An 18,594-nucleotide genomic window follows, 5' to 3' on the forward strand; every position below is an offset into this window, starting at 1 on the left:
TAAAACGCAATATAAAAATGTCGTATAAGAAGTCAATCTAACAGGAACTTTCATGGTTCCTGTTTTACATACTTTAGAAAAATTCATTCGATGTAAAGGAGTGTTGACATGGTAAAGGTTGTTGCAATCACAGGCTATAAACCATTTGAACTTGGGATCTTTGGACAAGATCATCCGGGAATCAAATATATTAAACTAGCCCTTAAGAAGCAACTGATCCCCTTAATTGAAGACGGACTAGAATGGGTTATTATAAGCGGTCAACTTGGTGTTGAGCTTTGGGCTGCCGAAATTACATTCGAGCTTCAAGAGGAATATCCTGACCTGAGACTTGCTGTCATTACTCCATTTCTTGAACAAGAAGAAAAATGGAATGAAACAAACAAAGAATTTTATCAGCTTATTTTGTCGCAAGCCGACTATGTAAACAGCATCACAAATCGAAAATATGATAATCCATCACAATTTCGCTTAAAAAATGCTTTTTTTCTTGATAAGAGCGATGCATTATTAATTTTTTATGACGAGGAAAAGGATGGTAGTCCTCGTTATATCTATGCAGATGCAAAAAAGAAAGCTGAATATGAAGATTATCAACTTATTACAATAAACGCTTATGACCTTCAGGCAATCGTGGAAGAAGAACAATTCGCGAATAATGACTACTAATGGTTACACCATTTAAATTGACAATACACGAATTTTTTGAAAAAATAGGTTTAGGAATAATGGGGAAAGTGTATCGAGGTGATTGATATGATATCAGATAAAATTAAATTAAGTGCGACACAAATACTTGAAAAAGAATTTAAAACAGGCATGAAAGGCTATAAACAAGAAGAAGTTGATAAATTTTTAGATGTTATTATTAAGGACTATGAAGTGTTTTACCAAGAAATTGAAGAACTTCAACAAGAAAACCTCCGTTTGAAGCGTCAGCTAGAAGATTCTTATAAGAAACAGCCACAGGCACAAACGGGAACAACTAATTTTGATATTTTAAAACGGTTATCTAATCTTGAAAAACATGTTTTTGGTAGTAAATTATACGACTGACTATGGTTTACTGATTTTATGATTAAGGAAAAAATTGCCAGTTTGTAATACTTGCAATATTAATGTTTTTCCACTATACTATTTTTTGCACACATTAATAACGTTCGGGTAATCGCTGCAGGGTAACCTGCAGAGGAAAGTCCATGCTCGCACGGACTGAGATGTCCGTAGTGTTCGTGCCTAGCGAAAAAATAAGCTAGGGTAGCTAAAGTATTGAACTTTGCTAACGGCAGGGAAAAAACCTAAGTCCATTAGGATATGGTTTGACTACCTTTAAAGTGCCACAGTGACGAAGTCCTGTAAGAAATTACAGGAGTGGAACGAGGTAAACCCCACGAGCGAGAAACCCAAATTATGGTAGGGGCACTTTCTCTTTTGGAAATGAACAAGGAGAAGGACAGGCGTACAAACGTCTGTAGATAGATGATTACCACCGGAGTACGAGGCATTCGTTTTGCCGACTGAAGTACGAAGGAACAAAACATGGCTTACAGAACGTTATTAATTAAACGATCATACGAATAAAGAAGCAAAGCTCTTCAGAATTGAAGAGCTTTTTGTATGCTTTCGTTCATTTTTTGACGATATTTAATAGCATTTCTTGCTTTACACTGTGAGTTTCTTTATTCTTTTACTATACATAATGTACATAGTTAGGGTGAACGTAATGGGAAAAGTAACACTTATTGCAACAGCAGCAATGGGAATAGAATCGATTGTTGCCAAAGAAGTGCGGGATTTAGGTTATGAATGCACGGTTGAAAACGGCAAAATTACATTCGACGCTGATGAACAAGCAATATGCCGGAGTAATTTATGGCTTAGGACAGCAGACCGTATAAAGCTAAAGGTTGGAGAATTCAAGGCCACAACCTTTGATGAATTATTTGAAAAGACCAAAGCCCTTAATTGGGGGGACATTATTCCAGAAAATGCGGAATTTCCTGTTATAGGAAAATCAGTAAAATCAAAGCTTTTTAGTGTCTCAGATTGCCAAAGCATCGTAAAAAAAGCGGTTGTTGACAGCCTCAAAAGGCATTATCGTAAAACATCTGGTTGGTTTGAGGAAACTGGACCATTATATCGGATTGAAGTCGCTTTACTGAAAGATGTTGCCACGTTAACAATCGATTGTAGTGGAGTTGGACTCCATAAACGTGGTTACCGTGCTGATCAAGGGGAAGCGCCATTAAAAGAAACACTTGCAGCGACACTAGTCAAGCTTACCAATTGGACACCAGATAAACCCTTTGTTGATCCATTTTGCGGCTCAGGAACGATTCCAATTGAGGCAGCGTTAATCGGTCAAAACATTGCACCTGGTTTTAACCGAGATTTTGTATCTGAAGAGTGGGATTGGATTGGTAAAAACAGATGGGATGAAGCACGACAAGAGGTAGAAGATTTAGCAAAATATGATCAGCCACTTGATATTAGCGGATTTGATATCGACCATAGAATGATTCAAATAGCAAAGGATAACTCAGATGAGGCTGGTTTCGGAGATATCATCAACTTTAAACAAATGCAGGTTAAGGATTTTACAACGACTAAAGAATATGGTGTGATCGTCGGAAATCCGCCATATGGAGAAAGACTTGGTGAAAAGAAAGCTGTTGAAGAAATGTACCGCAGCATGGGAGAAGTACTCCGTACCTATGATACTTGGTCAGTCTATATGTTAACTTCACATCCAGAATTTGAGCAATTATATGGCAAGCCTGCAACAAAAAAACGTAAATTGTTTAACGGGTTTATTCGTACAGACTATTATCAGTATTGGGGAAAAAGACCGCCAAGAAATCAATAAAGATTTTCGTTATTTCTAGTAATTCATGAATAGTTCCAATCCTAAGGACATATACTCTATTGGTGTCTACAAAATTACCAGGAGTGAATGAATAATGAATTATATAGACTTTAAGAAAATTCAAGATGCGCTGAATGATACATATCGGGCACTTCAAAATGAAGTCGGAGAAGAGATGGATCCACTTAAATCCATTGTCAAAGCAAAAAACGACCTTCTTCATGCCATGTCTCATTCAACTTCCATAGACGTTGATTATTTACGATATAAGAATGAATAATGGAATAAAATAAAAACTCGCTATTGCGGGTTTTTATTTTATTAATTTTTCTAGTTCTAGACTTCATGTGCCACCTAAAAATATTGACTTCCCACATTTACTAGTAGATAATTAAACATTGGCTGAATAATTAAAGCCTCCGGCGTATGCCACAGATTTTAAAAGAAAGTTTTCGAGTATAGGATCAAAGACTAAGAACGCCACTTCCTGTGGCAACGTCTTTGTGACCCACCTCGTGTGGGCCTAAAAAATATGGGCGTAAATACGCAAGGCGCATTTTGATCTTGTTGGTTTTGGGGGTTTTTACATATGATTGGAGAAGGGTTACCCTTTGAAATTTCCAGAAATGAAAATTTCTTTGATAAATTAAATGAGTGGATTGGCGATGTTTTTTATGACGTCCTTCCAGAAAAAGGTTTTGAGCTCCGCGATGAGCAAATTTTTATGGCATTTCAACTAGAAAGGGCGTTTAAGGATAAATCAATTGTCTTTGCAGAAGCTGGTGTAGGCACAGGAAAAACAATTGTTTATCTTTTATATGCTATTTGTTATGCCAGATATATGAGAAAGCCGGCAATTATCTCATGTGCTGATGAGTCATTAATTGAACAGCTTGTTAAGCCTGAAGGAGATATTGCAAAAATAGCGGATGCATTAGATTTGAATATTGATGTTCGACTCGCAAAAGCACAGGATCAGTATTTATGCATTCGAAAATTAGATCATGCTACTCGTCGGACATCTAATGAAAAAATCGCAAGAATCTATAACGAACTACCAGATTTTGTACATAATCATTCTACCATGCAAGCTTTTCATCATTACGGGGACAGAAAAACATATCCTGATCTTGCAGATGAAGAGTGGAAAAGTGTCGCATGGGATAGCTTTCAGGACTGCTTTTCTTGTGAGTTAAGACATCGGTGTGGGCTTACACTTTCTAGAGAACATTATCGCAAGGCCGTTGATTTAATTGTCTGCTCACATGACTTTTATATGGAGCATGTGTGGACAATGGAAGCGCGCAAAAGAGAAGGACAGCTTCCGTTTTTACCGGATAGCAGCTGTGTGGTTTTTGATGAAGGCCACTTACTTGAATACTCTGCACAAAAAGCATTAACCTACCGTATCCAAGAAACCACTTTGGAATCACTGTTAACAAGATTATTAGGTAATGATATTCGTGAAGAATTTGCACAATTAATTGAGGATACAATCGAACAAAATGAGCAGTTTTACAGAAGTCTCCAAGAAAATAGCAAAGCAGTCGAAGGCTCTGAGCGAATGGAAATTAAGCGGACAGTACAATTAGTTGCCGCTGCGAAGAAACTGCATCAAATGATTGTTGAGATTGGCAATAACCTTGTTTTTGAAGCAGAAACGTATACAATTGACCAATATGAATTACATATTGTAGATGAGTACTTAGACCAATTGGAATATTCATTAAAGCTTTTCGGTGAAGAGAATGATGCGATTACGTGGGTTGAGGCAGATAGTGAGAGTGATACGCTTGTCATAATGCCCCAAGCAGTAGAAACGATCTTAGCGGAGAACGTATTTTCGAAACAGATTCCATTTATCTTTTCTTCTGCAACATTATCTGAAGATAAATCGTTTGACTATATTGCGAATAGTCTGGGAATCAAAAACTATCAATCATTTTCGGTGGAATCACCATTTGACTATGAAACTCAGATGAAGATCCAAATGCCTAAGTTCAATATTAACGAGGATGTATTCCAATCGAAAGTGGATTTTGCATGGAATGATATCGAAAAATCAGAAGGCAGGGCTTTGCTTTTATTTAATTCAAAGGAAGAACTCCAGAGATTTAAAGAGAACTGTAGGACTGAAAAATATGAGTTTCTCTTTGAAGGGGATCAAGAAATCAGTGGATTGGTTTCTAAATTCCAAAACACTGAACAAAGTATCCTTTGCTCAGTTTCCTTGTGGGAAGGTCTCGATATCCCAGGTCCTTCTTTATCCAATGTCATCATTTGGTCATTACCATTTCCACCAAATGACCCGGTTTTCCAGGCAAAACGAAAAGGAGCAGAACATTCCTTTGAGCAAGTTGATTTACCATATATGCTTCTGAGATTGAGACAAGGAATTGGTCGATTAATTCGGTCAAGTGAAGATACAGGTACGGTTAGTATTTTTGTTGATAACCAAGTTTCTATCGAGGTTTTAAATAAAATTAAAAATGTACTGCCAACAGAAACATATTAATGGGGGGACTAAATATGTCTGAGCAACTAAAACAAACTGAACTAGCGTTTCTTGAATTAGTAAAGAAAATGACAAGCTACAATGAAGCAATTGGGGTTATGTATTGGGACTTGCGAACTGGTGCTCCAAAAAAAGGAGTCGAACAACGCTCAGAAGTTATTGGAATGCTGTCTTCTGAAGTATTTGCAATGTCTACTTCCGTTGAAATGGAAAGCTACTTGAAAGAATTAACGACACCTGAAGCTCAGCAACAACTTGGTGAAATTACAAAGAAAGTGGTTGAGGAGTGTCAAAAGGATTTTGAACGAAATAAAAAAATACCTGCTGATGAATTTCGAGAGTTTGTGATTCTTCAATCAAAAGCTGAATCTGTATGGGAAGATGCAAAAGAAAAATCTGACTTTGAAATGTTCCGCCCCTATTTGGAAAAGCTTGTCGATTTCACGAAGAAATTTATTAGCTACTGGGGTTATGAAGGGAACAAGTACAATACATTATTAGATATGTACGAGCCAGGAGTAACAGTTGAGGTAGTTGATGCCGTGTTTGCTCAATTACGAGATAAAATTGTACCACTTGTAAAAGCAGTAACAGAATCACAAAACAAACCAGAGACTTCATTTTTATTTAAAGAATTCCCTAAGGAAAAACAGCGTGAATTTAGTTTAGAGATTCTAAGAAAAATGGGGTATGACTTTGAAGCAGGACGTCTTGATGAAACTGTTCACCCTTTTGCAACTGGGTTAAATCCAGGGGACGTTCGAGTTACAACAAATTATGTTGAAAATGATTTTAGAACTGCAGTTTTTGGAACAATCCATGAGGGTGGACATGCTCTTTATGAGCAAAACATTTCTTCAGATTTAGTTGGAACGAACCTTGCACAAGGAACTTCAATGGGGATACATGAATCTCAATCCCTTTTTTATGAAAATATACTTGGGCGCAGCCTGTCATTTTGGAAAAATAATTTTGAGTTATTAAAAAAATATGCAAGTGGTCAGTTTGATGGAGTATCAATCGAAGACTATTATCGAGCAATAAATGAATCAAAACCATCTTTTATTCGAATTGAAGCAGATGAATTAACATATCCATTGCATATCATGGTGAGATATGAAATTGAAAAAGGTTTGTTTAATGATGAGATCGAAGTAAAAGACCTACCAGAAATATGGAATGCTAAGTATGAAGAGTACCTAGGTATACGTCCAGAGAATGATGCAAAAGGAGTCCTGCAGGATGTCCATTGGGCAGGCGGTAGCTTCGGATATTTCCCTTCTTACGCCCTTGGATATATGTATGCTGCTCAATTCAAGAATGCCATGGAAAAGGACCTTCCAAACTTTGATGAGTTACTAGAAGAGGGGAACTTACTTCCGATTAAAGAATGGCTAACTGAACATATCCATAAGCATGGAAAAATGAAAAAGCCTTTAGAAATCATCAAGGATGTTACAGGTGAGGGGTTAAATGCAAATTATTTAATCCAATATTTAGAAACTAAATATAGTGAAATATATAAGTTGTAGAAAAAGGAAGCTACGCAATCTAGATATTGCGTAGCTTTTATATCTCTTATAGTAAATGTTTAAATGGTTTTGCCCCTGGTGGTGCATTTTGAATCATATCGACAAATGGAATTGTATAAGCGATTAAGATTAATACTGCAAGTACACCAACCCAAAGTTTCCAGTTTTCTAAAAGCATAGGTGTTTTTTCTGCTTCTTTAGCAACTTCTCCTACAGGGAATTCTGTTTCACCCTTAGGAGCAAAGAAGGCAAGGTTAATAAATATAACTAGAACTAGGATGATACCAATAAAGAGAATAGATCCGCCAATCGCTTGAGCAATTTGATAAGGTATCCAATCCATTGCTTGTGCTGAATCCCCGTATGTTGAGAAAGCAGAACGTCTAGGTGCTCCTAGTAAGCCTGCAAAGTGCATAGAAGTTGACATAAACGTCATACCAATTGTCCAGACAATTGTTTGAACAATGGCAAGTTTGTTCATCGCTTTTGTCATAACTCGACCAGTTAAATGTGGAATTAACCAGTAGGCGATACCAAAGAATGTTAGTAAAACAGTTGTTGCTACGGTTAAGTGAAAGTGTCCAGTTACCCAAATTGTATTATGAATCACTTGGTTCATTTGGTGACTCGCATTGATGATTCCACCCGCTCCTGCTGGAATAAAGAATAACATACCAATGAATGGTGCGAAGAAACGAGCATCTCCCCATGGAAGTTTTCTAAACCAGCCGAAAAGTCCTGTAGCTCCTTTTGATCTTCCGTATGATTCGAAAGATGCGAACAATGAGAATGCCGTCATCAACGATGGGATTACAACCATGAATGTCAGAACAACTTGCAAGTACTTCCAATTCGGATCAATCCCCGGTTCAGTTAACTGATGGTGGAATCCTACTGGAATAGAGAATAACAAGAACAGAATAAAAGATAATCTTGCTAGTGCATCTGAGAAGATTTTTCCTCCGATTACCTTTGGAATTACAACATACCATGCCATGTATGCAGGTAATAACCAGAAATACACAAGTGGGTGACCAAAATACCAGAATAATGTTCGACTAATGAGAACATCAATAGTTTCAACCCAACCAAAAGACCATGGAATAAATTGAATAAGGACAGATGCAGCTACTCCAAGTGTTGCAACTAACCATAAAATCATTGTCATGATAGCCATGTAGCTTAATAAAGGCGTTACTTGACCAGGGTTTGCTTTTTTCCATTTACCAAAATGGGTGAACATTGCAAAGCCGCTGATCCAGCTACCAACCACAACTAGTGCTAACCCAATATAAAAGAAAGGGTGTGCTTGTAGTGGTGCATAAAATGTATAAAGAACAGATGCTTCACCTAAAAGAATCGTAGTTGCTGTAGAAGCAGTTCCAATTGTCATTGTCAAGAAACCAATCCAACCTGTTAAACGAATTTTTGATGATAGGGTCCCAGCTGTTTTACTTAAGCTAGCAAATAAAAATCCTATGATAAAAAATGTAGTAAGTACAAGTCCCAATAAAACTCCGTGAACGGTTAACAATTGATAGTAACCAATTCCAGCTGGTAAAGTAAATTTTCCTGAACGAACAAGGGTTTGAAGCAAACCTGCAGTTCCTCCAAGGAGTAGGGCAGCGAAGGCTACATAAAAGTGTGCCATTGCTAATTTTCCGTCATTTCTGTCTACCTTGAAATTTGAATTTATCATTATTCGGTCACCTCAACTTTTGCCATCATTAAGTGGTGTCCAGCTCCACAATATTCATTACATAATACTAAAAATTCGCCTGTTTTAGAAAATGTTTGAGTATAAGTGCTTACATATCCAGGTTCAACCATCATATTGACGTTTGTGCCTGCAATTGAAAATCCGTGAACAACATCTTTTGTTGCAACGTTAATTGTTACTTCTGCGCCTTTTGGAATTTGGATGGTACTAGGTGTGTACGCAAAGGCTTCTGCAACAAGATTTAATTCATATTTGTTTCCTTCAATATGAACAAGTCCAGGATTATCAAATGGTGCTGTTTCAGCCACCTTTTCGGGATCAATTGTTTTAATACTGCTTGCTGGCTGGTGACCCATCGCAAATGCGCCAACACCAACAACTGCTAGAAATACGAAAAGTATTCCAATACCAAAAGTGAGCCATATTTTTTCAAATTTATGCAGATGCATGGCTTTTTTCCCCTTTCAAATTTTCACATTCTTTTTCTGTTTGTTTTCCCATAAAATATTACAAGCCATTTTTTAATGGATGTTCCGCGTAATCTTAAATGGAGATTACTTTTACAATCTGTCTAAGAACAAGAAATAGACACCAAGCCAAGATAAAATTAAGAAAAGTCCAAGTAAAAATACAGATGCTAATGTTCCTTTTAAGGAAGTTTTTTCATCTTCAATTTTTGTCTTTTGGTTTGTTTTTGTAAGCTGTGTCTTTGCCATTCCTCACGACCCCCTTCAAGCGTAAATTCAAAGGTTTTTACATAATCATCATACAAAACAATTTGATAAAAACTAGTCAGTTTTGACTATTTCACAAATTGTTCATTCCTAATCTAATCACTATATTAATAGTGAAAAATTAATAAAACAGTGATTTTTATCACATTTGAAAAAGAAAACATTTGACTAATTTGTGACATTCGTAATAACAGCAATTCATACTTCAACATAGGATAAATAAAAAAGGGAGTGGTGTGTAAATGATTAGGTATTATTGTTCTAGATGTCATACGCTCTTGCTAAATAATAAAGAAAGATGCTTTAAGTGTGGAAACGGAACAATTAGTCAAATTGATATTAATGTACAAAAGAACGATCAAAAGTCCTCCTAATCACTATTTTTTAATAGTGGTTTTTTGTGATAATAAGAGTAAAAAGGTTTATTAAAATAGAAAAAATAAATGATACAGTTCAAAAACAATATTATTTTTATTCACACACATCATCTACCTGCCATACTCTAATGTAGGCGAATGTCTACAAGGAGGTATGTAGTTTATATGGCAAAAGTAAAAAATTATTATGCAGGTACAAATTCAAGTGTAGGATTTTACTCGTTCTATGATGAGGCATTAAAAGGGCTAGAAACTCTATATATTTTAAAAGGGGGACCTGGAACAGGTAAGTCCACCTTTATGAGGAAAATCGGTCTAGTGTTTATGGAGAAAGGCTACGATCTCGAATACTTACACTGTTCTTCAGATAATCACTCTATAGATGGAATCATTATTCCTGAACGAAAATTAGGATTTGTAGACGGAACGGCACCACATGTGATCGAGCCTAGATATCCTGGAGTCGTTGAAAAGGTAATTGATCTCGGTCAATACCGCAATGATCAATATTTAGCTCAATTTAAGGATGAAATCATTGAACTGACAGATGATATTTCAAAGAACTTTGAAGAAGCTTATAAAACCTTTGCAGAAGCGAAGAAGGTTCATTTAAAACGTGAGGATATTTATGTCTCATCAATGAGTTTTAAAAAAGCAGATGCTGTCCTTCAAAACTTGATTGATGCAATATTTAGTAAACCATTTACAGCTGAGGAAAAGCCAACAAAAAGAAGGCGATTCTTTGGAGCGGCTACACCGAAGGGCGCAGTAAATTTCATTGATAATATTACGGAAGAATATGATAAGCGTTATATTGTTAAGGGAAGACCAGGAAGTGGAAAGTCAACTTTAATGAAGAAGGTCGCGAAACATGCAGAACAAAAGGGATTATCAGTTGAATATTTTCACTGTGCATTTGACCCGAAAAGCATAGATATGATCATCATTCCAAAGTTGAGTGTCTCGATTGTAGATGGAACAGCACCACATGTTGTTGACCCATTCCGTGAGGGTGATGAGGTCGTAGATATGTTTGCTTTATGCATGGATCCGAAAATTGAAAGCACGTTTAAAAAAGAAATTGAAGAGCTTAACCTAGAATACAAGAATAAAATGACGATTGGTACCAACTATTTAAGTGAAGCAAAAAGACTTCATGACAAACTAGAGGATTACTATAAAGCTGCCATGGACTTTGATGCAATCGACAAAAAGCGAGAAGAAATCGTAAAGACATTACTATAGAAAGAAAAGAATTTTTTCCCTAATATGAAACCAAAAATTTACTAGTGAATGTTTGAAAAGTTTGAGTTATACTATAAATGCACAACAACAAAACAACTCCTTTGAAACGTGAGCTTTCCCGTGTTGGGAAGGCTTTTTTTATGCCCTTTTTTATTTGTTTGCATACTAATTTTATAACTGGAAAAAGTAACCTTAAGAGATTTCCTTTAAAGTAAGGGGGGGCACCATGCCTAAAATCATTTCAGTGGGTATTTGTAATCCACCACATAAGATTAATCAATCCAAAACCACTGAATTTATCAGGGATTTATTCCAAGACCACTTTCCAGACATAGACCGTCTTATCCGAGTATTCACGAATAGTGAAATCGAAGAACGGTATTTTAGCGAATCATTAGAGTGGTATAGCAAAGACCATCGTTTTGAAGAAAAAAATAATACATATATTGAAAAAGCAATTTTGTTTGGAGTGAAATCCATTCAGAATTGCTTAAATAATACCACCCTGCTTAAAGAAAAGATCATGCCGAAAGAAATTGATGCCATCATTTTTATATCGAGTTCTGGTATCTCCACTCCAAGTATTGAAGCAAGGATTATGAATCAAATGGACTTCGGAACACATACAAAGCGGATTCCAATTTGGGGACTTGGTTGTGCGGGAGGGGCTTCTGGATTGGCGAGAGCATTTGATTACTGCAAAGCATATCCTGATGCAAAAGTGCTTGTAGTTGCAGTAGAGCTTTGTAGCTTAACTTTCCAAAAAAATGACTTTTCTAAGAGCAATTTAATAGGTACTTCGTTATTTGCGGATGGAACGGCTTGTGTGTGTATTGTGGGAGATGAAGTAGAGTATCAGAAAATTTCAGAATCAGATGTATTACCCAAATTTGTTTCTGCACAATCCACCCTAATGGCACATTCAGAGGATGTTATGGGCTGGGATATAAAAAATACAGGTCTCCACGTGATCTTTTCAAAGGATATCCCTAGTATTGTAAAATCGTGGTTAAAAGGAAATGTAGATGAATATTTACATGCAAATCAGCTGGATATGAGCCATATTAAGCATTTTATTGCACATCCAGGTGGAAAAAAAGTATTGGACGCATATGAGGTAGCGCTTGAAATTCCACGCTCGATGACAGATATCGCTAGGGAAGTATTACGAAAGCAGGGGAATATGTCTTCTGTAACGGTGCTATATGTACTGAAGGAATTTATGGAGAAGCAGCTAGGCACAGAAGGCGACTATGGGCTTGTTACAGCCTTAGGACCTGGGTTTAGCTCAGAGTTAGTCCTTTTACAATGGAGGAAGTAGGATGATATTTTGGATATTCATTACGTTGGTAATCGCTCAAAGATTAATTGAAATGCGAATTGCAAAAAGAAATGAAAAGTGGATTTTGTCTCAAGGTGGCTATGAGGTAGGGCATGGGCATTACAAATACATTGTTCTTATGCATATCCTGTTTTTTATTACGCTCATGGTTGAGTTTGTCTATTTTAATAAAGAGTTATCAACATATTACCCATTTCTATTTTTCTTATTTGCTTTAACACAGCTAGGGCGATTGTGGGCAATTCAATCATTGGGAATGTTTTGGAATACCAAAATTATGATTCTCCCGACAAAACAAGTTCAGGCAAAAGGTCCGTATAAATATCTTAAGCATCCTAATTACCTTGTTGTAGCGTTAGAGTTCATCTTAATCCCGGTGTTATTCCAGGCATATATAACGGCAATTGTTTTCACAATATTAAACCTGATGGTAATGGCTGTTCGGATTCCAATCGAAGAACGAGCTTTAGCTGTTCATGTTGAATATCAGAATATCGGATTTGTCCGAAATCGATTCATACCAAATAGATTGAAAACGCTAAAAAAGGATTGAAAAGTAAAAAATCTGCTGATACACTATTTATAGATGAAAATAATTATCACTATCAGTTGAAAGCTGGTGATTTGATTGCTAACTTTATTTATCGCTCTAACGATTGGAATATACAGCTTTATCATGTATCATGTCCTACATAATGTTCTAAACTCAAAACAAAAAACATCATAATTCTATTCACGTAACCAGGTAAATACCTGGTTTTTTTTATGAAAAATTTGATTCCTAATATTCTGCTTTGTCAAAAGCATTCGTGTAGAGTAAAATACATATATATTGAATTTTTATGCAATGTACAATAAGGGGATTAGACATGATACAGACAGAACAAATCAAACACATCACAAAGGGAGACTTAGAAAAAAGACTATCTTATTTGTATGATATTTTTGAAAAAAACAATGATAAAGAAAGCAGTTCAAAAATTATTCAGTTGCTAAAAAAGCTATATAACTCTGAATATATGATTGGTTTTTCTGGCCACTTCTCGGCTGGAAAATCGAGCATGATAAATGAACTCATAGGGGAGAGTCTTCTACCATCAAGCCCGATTCCAACCAGCGCAAATTTAGTAAAAGTAAAGTCAGGACGAGAATACGCACGTGTTTATTACCGTGATGGAAAAATCATTGAATACCCAGCACCATATGATTATGATGTAATCAAATCATATGCTAAAGACGGGGAAGCAATTGAGTCCATTGAAATTAGTCATGATAATAGGAAACTCCCAGAGCAAGTAATTGTGATGGATACGCCAGGGATTGATTCTACGGATGATGCCCATCGTGTATCAACTGAATCGGCTCTCCATTTAGCAGACTTGTTGTTTTATGTGATGGACTACAATCATGTCCTTTCAGAGCTGAATTTCCAATTTACAAAGGAACTAACGGATCGAAACAAGACGGTTTATTTAATCGTAAACCAAGTTGATAAACATAAAGAATCAGAGTTAAGTTTTGTATCCTTTAAACAAGGTGTCGAAGAGGCGTTCCAAAATTGGAATGTGGCCTATTCAGATATATTTTTCACGACATTAAAAGAACCCAATCACGTGCAGAATCAGTTTAAGCAAGTTCAGCAGTTGCTTCAGGATAAAATTGCTAACAAAGAACACCTTTTATTAGAGGGTGTATTCCATTCTGCAAAACAAATTATTCTTGAGCATATTGCATTTTTAGATGATAAAAATGCCGTAGAGCTGGAAGATACGAAAGAAAAGCTTCGGTCATTATCAGAAACTGAGCGGGAGACAATCCCCAATCAAATTAAAAACTTAAACAATCAACTAGCTAGCTTCAAAAAAAACAGAGAAAAAATCGAAGTTGAGTATATGAATGAAATTGATACGATTTTATCAAATGCAATTCTGATGCCGTTCCAAACACGTGATTTAGCGAAAAATTTTGTTGAATGTATGCAGCCTGATTTTAAGGTCGGATTATTATTCTCCAAAAACAAAACAGAAAAGGAACGTGACGAACGGAAGCAAGCATTTCTAGCTGATGTGAAAGAAAGAATGTCCACTCAATTGGAATGGCATTTAAAGGACTTTGTAGGGAAATTTGCAGGTAACTTACGACTTTCGAAACAACCGACTGGAAACGAGCTTGCAACTGACTTGAGTGCGAAGGAGTTACAAGATTTAGTTAAGCCTGGAGCGGGTGTTACTGGAGAATACATTTTAACTTATACAGATGATGTAGGAAATTATATTAAGAGAAAATATAAACAAAAAGCAGTTACGTTATTAAATGACATTCTAGAACAGGTAAAGACTAGTACTGCAAAAGAAGAGCAAGGGATAAAAGCAGAGTTAGAAAAATATGAGGTTTATCAAGAAGCGTTTGTTACTTTGAAGACGTTTGAGTCGAAGCGAACTGAAATTCTCTCGAAGCTTAACGACATCATGAATGGAAATTCTGAAAAAAATCGTGTGGAATCAGCTGAAAAACTACTTTCAAGATTTGCTGAAAATGTGGAGATTTCTTCTACTGAAGAAATTCTACAGGATTTGGAGAATCAAAAGGCAGCCACTCCGACATATGTAGAAAAACCAACACAACAGCAAAAAGAAAACAAGGGTACATCTGATCAGGCGATCAAACACTTAGAAAAAGCGCATGAATTGATAAAGCCAATTACAGGTCTTTCAACGCTTGCGAAAGATATTAAGGAAAAAGCTCAACGTTTAAAACATAAACATTTTACGGTTGCATTATTTGGGGCGTTTAGTGCAGGGAAATCTTCCTTTGCGAATGCATTAATGGGGAAACACGCACTTCCTGTTTCACCGAACCCAACAACTGCAACAATTAATAAAATTACATTTCCAACTGATGAACATCAACATGGAACAGTACTGGTAAAAATAAAATCAACCAATCAATTATTAGATGATATCAACCATTCATTACACATTTTTGGTGAAAAAGCAGGCAGTCTTGATGTTAGTATAGAAATCATAAAGTCGAAAATTAGCAATATCGAAAAAATCGAAGCGAAAGAAAAGCCACATTTTTCATTCTTAAAAGCAGTATTGGCAGGGTTTGAGAAAATTGCTTCAGATTTAGATCACGTTTTAACAACTGATATGGATGGTTTTAATGAATATGTTGCGAAGGAAGAAAAGGCATGTTTTGTAGAATGGATTGAGCTTTATTATGATTGTCCACTAACCAAGCAAGGGATTACGTTGGTAGATACTCCAGGGGCAGATTCAATCAATGCTCGCCATACAGGGGTTGCTTTTGAATATATTAAAAATGCCGATGCCATTCTATTTGTAACTTACTATAATCATGCTTTCTCTAAAGCAGACCGCGAATTTTTAATTCAACTTGGCCGTGTTAAAGACACCTTCAGTATGGATAAGATGTTCTTCATCATAAATGCGGCAGACTTGGCTAACTCAACTGAAGAGTTATCAGATGTTAAAGATTATGTCGAGTCACAGTTAGTAGGCTATGGAATTCGTTTTCCTCGACTCTACACCGTATCAAGCCGTGCTGCCTTACTTGAGAAGCTTAACGAAGACAGTCAAAAAGATCGTGGAATCCTTGCGACTTCTGGTATCGAACGTTTTGAAGCTGATTTCCATTCATTTGTTATTGATGAGTTGACAGAAGTAGCAGTTAATGAAGGATACGTTGATATTCAGCGTGCTGCTTCTATCATTGATTCGTATATTCAATCTGCGAAAGAAGATAAGGATATTAAGCGTGCTAAACTCCAAGATGCTAAAGACCAACATGTGGGAATGAAGTCGGTAATTGAAACTGTCGATAAGCAGGAATCATTTGGAGTGGTTGAGCAAGAAATCAAGGAGCTCAGTTACTACATTAAACAAAGGGTCTTCCTACGTATATCAGATATGTTTAAGGAAGCATTCAATCCATCATCATTAAGAGATGATGGCCGAGATTTGAAAAAAGCGTTACAATCATGTTTGGCTGAATTTCTAGAGTCAGTCGGCTTTGATTTAGCTCAAGAATTGCGCGCGACTTCATTGCGAATAGAAACTTTTATTTCAAAGCGACTACTTGGGCAAATCGGAACATTTAATGAGCAAATTAAGTCAATCAATTCCAATATGAGTATTTCAGAGTCCATTGAACTAGATTTTGAAACAATTGAATTTAAGAATGGACTTAAGCAGGAGGAGCATACTCGTTACAAAAAGGCACTAGCTCTGTTCAAAAACCCTAAATCATTTTTCGAAAAAAATGAGAAAAAACAAATGCAAGATGAATTAGAAATATTGCTTGATGCACCCGTGAGCTCATATCTTGAAGAAAACCAAGCATACCTTGTGAATTTCTACAAACAGGAATTTTATAGAGGGCTACAGGCACTTCAAAAGGATGCATTGCAAGAAATCCATGAGTATTTCGATGGTGTCACCAAAATTTTATCTGAGGATATCGATATCGAAAACCTAGAACAGGTACATGAAAAGCTGTCTGGTTACTACGCGGAGCATATGGGGTGAGTTGATTTGACTGACTCGAAATCAAAATATCATGCATGTGCCACTTGTGTTCATTTCGTAGCAGCACGAAAAAGTGGGAAGATGAACTACAGATGTGGACGTTTAGGCTATGATACAATGCCAGCTTATAAATTCAATTGTTGGACGCCTAAACCCCATATTGTTAAACTAATGAAGACTGATACAACGGAGGAGAAATAATGTCAAACGTCCATGAAGCAATCACAAAACATTCAAAATCACAGCACGAAATTGTTAAAACATTCGTGGGACTAGAGCAACAAAGAGAACTATTTATTGATGAGGCAGTTGCTTTAGCAAAACAAAACAAAGAATTCACCGTTGATAAAATCAATAGAGTGACGAATGAAATGAACAAACTTGCAAAAAAAGGAATTGTACCATTGAGGAAGCTTGTAACCGCTGATATGGTGAAGGAGTACGCATTCCGCAAATAAATGATGCATGTTGGGTTAATACTAACCATAATCTCTAATAAAGGAGACATGCATGTGAAAACCGATAAACAATCTGCTTCGAAAAAAGATAAAAAGCAAGATGGTAAAGGGACTACCCCTTATCATTTTGCTTCCTATGCTGAAATTGAAGCAGAAAAAATGAAAAGTAAATAAATGTGAGCCCTCTTGTGTAAGAGGGCTTTTTTGTGCACATGGAAGGAAGATACAAACAAATGCACTTTAGATATATGTTATAATTCTATTTATGATGATTTTTGCTGAAAGGGAGGATATGCGATGAAAAAACAGATTATGTTAATAGATGGGATGGCATTATTGTTTCGCTCTTTTTATGCAACGGCAATGAGTGGATATTTTATGGTAAATAGTAAAGGGGTTCCAACAAATGGGATTCACGGATTTGTAAAACATATGATGACTGCCGTTAATAAGTACAAGCCTTCACATGTTATTTGTTGTTGGGATATGGGCAGCTCTACATTCCGTACAGAAATGTATGATGGATATAAAGCAAATCGTGGCGCACCACCGGAAGAGTTAATTCCACAATTTGATTTAGTGAAGGATGTAGTTGAATCCTTTGATATTCCGAATGTGGGACTTTCTGGATATGAGGCAGATGATTGTATAGGTACGTTAGCAAAACAATATGGCCAAGATTCTGATGTGATCATTTTGACTGGTGACCAAGACATCTTGCAATTGCTTGATGAAAATATTACGGTTTTAATAATGAAAAAAGGAATCGGTAATTACGCAGAGTACACGAGTGAAAGCTTTCTTGAAGAAAAAGGCATTACTCCTCAGCAAATGGTTGACCTTAAGGCATTAATGGGTGATACAAGCGACAATTATCCGGGTGTTAGAGGGATCGGTGAGAAAACAGCACTTAAACTACTTCAACAGTTCGGGTCAATTGAAGGTATTCTTGAAAATGTAGAAAATTTAACAAAAGCGCAAAAGACAAAAATCAAAGAGGATCTGGAAATGTTACATTTATCACGTAAATTGGCGAGAATTCATTGCGAAGTTCCGATTAATTGCTCACTTGATGATGCATTAATCCAAATTAACCGTGAAAAAGTACATGAAAAGTTTTCGGAGCTTGAATTTAAAGGCTTGGATCAATTTATTAGTTAATGGAGTACTCAATTTGAGTGCTCTTTTTTTGATTTTATTGGAGACGTTAAGATTAAAAATGTTGCTTATGGCTGTTAATTTGAGTTTATGGCCA

General features: G+C 36.2%; 15 protein-coding genes and 1 other RNA gene. 13 read left to right on the forward strand and 3 right to left on the reverse strand.

Translation table 11 applies throughout. The features are described from left to right. Positions 1–108 precede the first annotated feature (108 nt). The 7 genes from AC6CHV_RS19095 (at position 109) to AC6CHV_RS19125 (ending at position 6,913) form a co-directional block, all read left to right on the forward strand. Complete coding sequence (locus AC6CHV_RS19095; RefSeq protein ID WP_121449673.1) at positions 109–669, forward strand: SLOG family protein; 561 nt, start codon at positions 109–111, stop codon at positions 667–669. 87 nt (positions 670–756) lie between these two features. Then, positions 757–1,056: a cell division regulator GpsB gene (gene gpsB, locus AC6CHV_RS19100; RefSeq protein ID WP_121449674.1), complete on the forward strand. Its 300-nt coding sequence runs from the start codon at positions 757–759 to the stop codon at positions 1,054–1,056. Between the two features lie 100 nt (positions 1,057–1,156). Further along, an RNA gene (gene rnpB / locus AC6CHV_RS19105) (RNase P RNA component class B) lies at positions 1,157–1,552 on the forward strand. A 171-nt stretch (positions 1,553–1,723) separates the two neighbouring features. After that, positions 1,724–2,866 carry a THUMP domain-containing class I SAM-dependent RNA methyltransferase gene (locus tag AC6CHV_RS19110; RefSeq protein ID WP_341331082.1) on the forward strand — a complete coding sequence of 381 codons (1,143 nt, stop codon included), beginning with the start codon at positions 1,724–1,726 and terminating at the stop codon, positions 2,864–2,866. A 94-nt stretch (positions 2,867–2,960) separates the two neighbouring features. Then, complete coding sequence (locus AC6CHV_RS19115; RefSeq protein WP_121449676.1) at positions 2,961–3,146, forward strand: DUF3921 family protein; 186 nt, start codon at positions 2,961–2,963, stop codon at positions 3,144–3,146. A 309-nt stretch (positions 3,147–3,455) separates the two neighbouring features. Beyond that, on the forward strand, positions 3,456–5,381 hold the full coding sequence (locus tag AC6CHV_RS19120) for a helicase C-terminal domain-containing protein (RefSeq protein WP_121449677.1): 1,926 nt from the start codon (positions 3,456–3,458) through the stop codon (positions 5,379–5,381). A 14-nt stretch (positions 5,382–5,395) separates the two neighbouring features. Beyond that, positions 5,396–6,913, forward strand: a complete 1,518-nt coding sequence (locus AC6CHV_RS19125) for a carboxypeptidase M32 (RefSeq protein WP_341331083.1) — start codon at positions 5,396–5,398, stop codon at positions 6,911–6,913. Between the two features lie 46 nt (positions 6,914–6,959). Here AC6CHV_RS19125 and AC6CHV_RS19130 read toward each other — a convergent pair whose 3' ends face one another. From AC6CHV_RS19130 to AC6CHV_RS19140, 3 genes are all read right to left on the reverse strand, one after another. Continuing rightward, positions 6,960–8,612: a b(o/a)3-type cytochrome-c oxidase subunit 1 gene (locus tag AC6CHV_RS19130; protein WP_341331084.1), complete on the reverse strand. Its 1,653-nt coding sequence runs from the start codon at positions 8,610–8,612 to the stop codon at positions 6,960–6,962. Then, complete coding sequence (locus AC6CHV_RS19135) at positions 8,612–9,082, reverse strand: cupredoxin domain-containing protein (RefSeq protein WP_121448221.1); 471 nt, start codon at positions 9,080–9,082, stop codon at positions 8,612–8,614. The genes AC6CHV_RS19130 and AC6CHV_RS19135 overlap by 1 nt, the downstream gene beginning before the upstream one ends. A 111-nt stretch (positions 9,083–9,193) precedes the next feature. Then, on the reverse strand, positions 9,194–9,349 hold the full coding sequence (locus AC6CHV_RS19140) for a cytochrome c oxidase subunit 2A (RefSeq protein WP_057997355.1): 156 nt from the start codon (positions 9,347–9,349) through the stop codon (positions 9,194–9,196). 560 nt (positions 9,350–9,909) lie between these two features. Here AC6CHV_RS19140 and AC6CHV_RS19145 point away from each other — a divergent pair. The 6 genes from AC6CHV_RS19145 (at position 9,910) to AC6CHV_RS19170 (ending at position 18,500) form a co-directional block, all read left to right on the forward strand. Continuing rightward, complete coding sequence (locus AC6CHV_RS19145; RefSeq protein WP_341331085.1) at positions 9,910–10,989, forward strand: PRK06851 family protein; 1,080 nt, start codon at positions 9,910–9,912, stop codon at positions 10,987–10,989. Between the two features lie 226 nt (positions 10,990–11,215). Further along, complete coding sequence (locus tag AC6CHV_RS19150; RefSeq protein ID WP_341331086.1) at positions 11,216–12,310, forward strand: type III polyketide synthase; 1,095 nt, start codon at positions 11,216–11,218, stop codon at positions 12,308–12,310. Between the two features lies 1 nt (position 12,311). Next, positions 12,312–12,884 (forward strand): isoprenylcysteine carboxyl methyltransferase family protein, encoded by a 573-nt coding sequence (locus AC6CHV_RS19155; protein WP_341331087.1) that lies wholly within the window; start codon positions 12,312–12,314, stop codon positions 12,882–12,884. Positions 12,885–13,200: 316 nt separating this feature from the next. Further along, positions 13,201–16,881 (forward strand): dynamin family protein, encoded by a 3,681-nt coding sequence (locus AC6CHV_RS19160; protein ID WP_498079492.1) that lies wholly within the window; start codon positions 13,201–13,203, stop codon positions 16,879–16,881. A 200-nt stretch (positions 16,882–17,081) separates the two neighbouring features. After that, complete coding sequence (locus tag AC6CHV_RS19165) at positions 17,082–17,339, forward strand: YpbS family protein (protein ID WP_341331089.1); 258 nt, start codon at positions 17,082–17,084, stop codon at positions 17,337–17,339. Positions 17,340–17,636: 297 nt separating this feature from the next. Further along, on the forward strand, positions 17,637–18,500 hold the full coding sequence (locus tag AC6CHV_RS19170) for a 5'-3' exonuclease H3TH domain-containing protein (protein ID WP_498079493.1): 864 nt from the start codon (positions 17,637–17,639) through the stop codon (positions 18,498–18,500). Positions 18,501–18,594 lie beyond the last annotated feature (94 nt).

Source organism: Ferdinandcohnia sp. GQ5 (assembly GCF_059759275.1).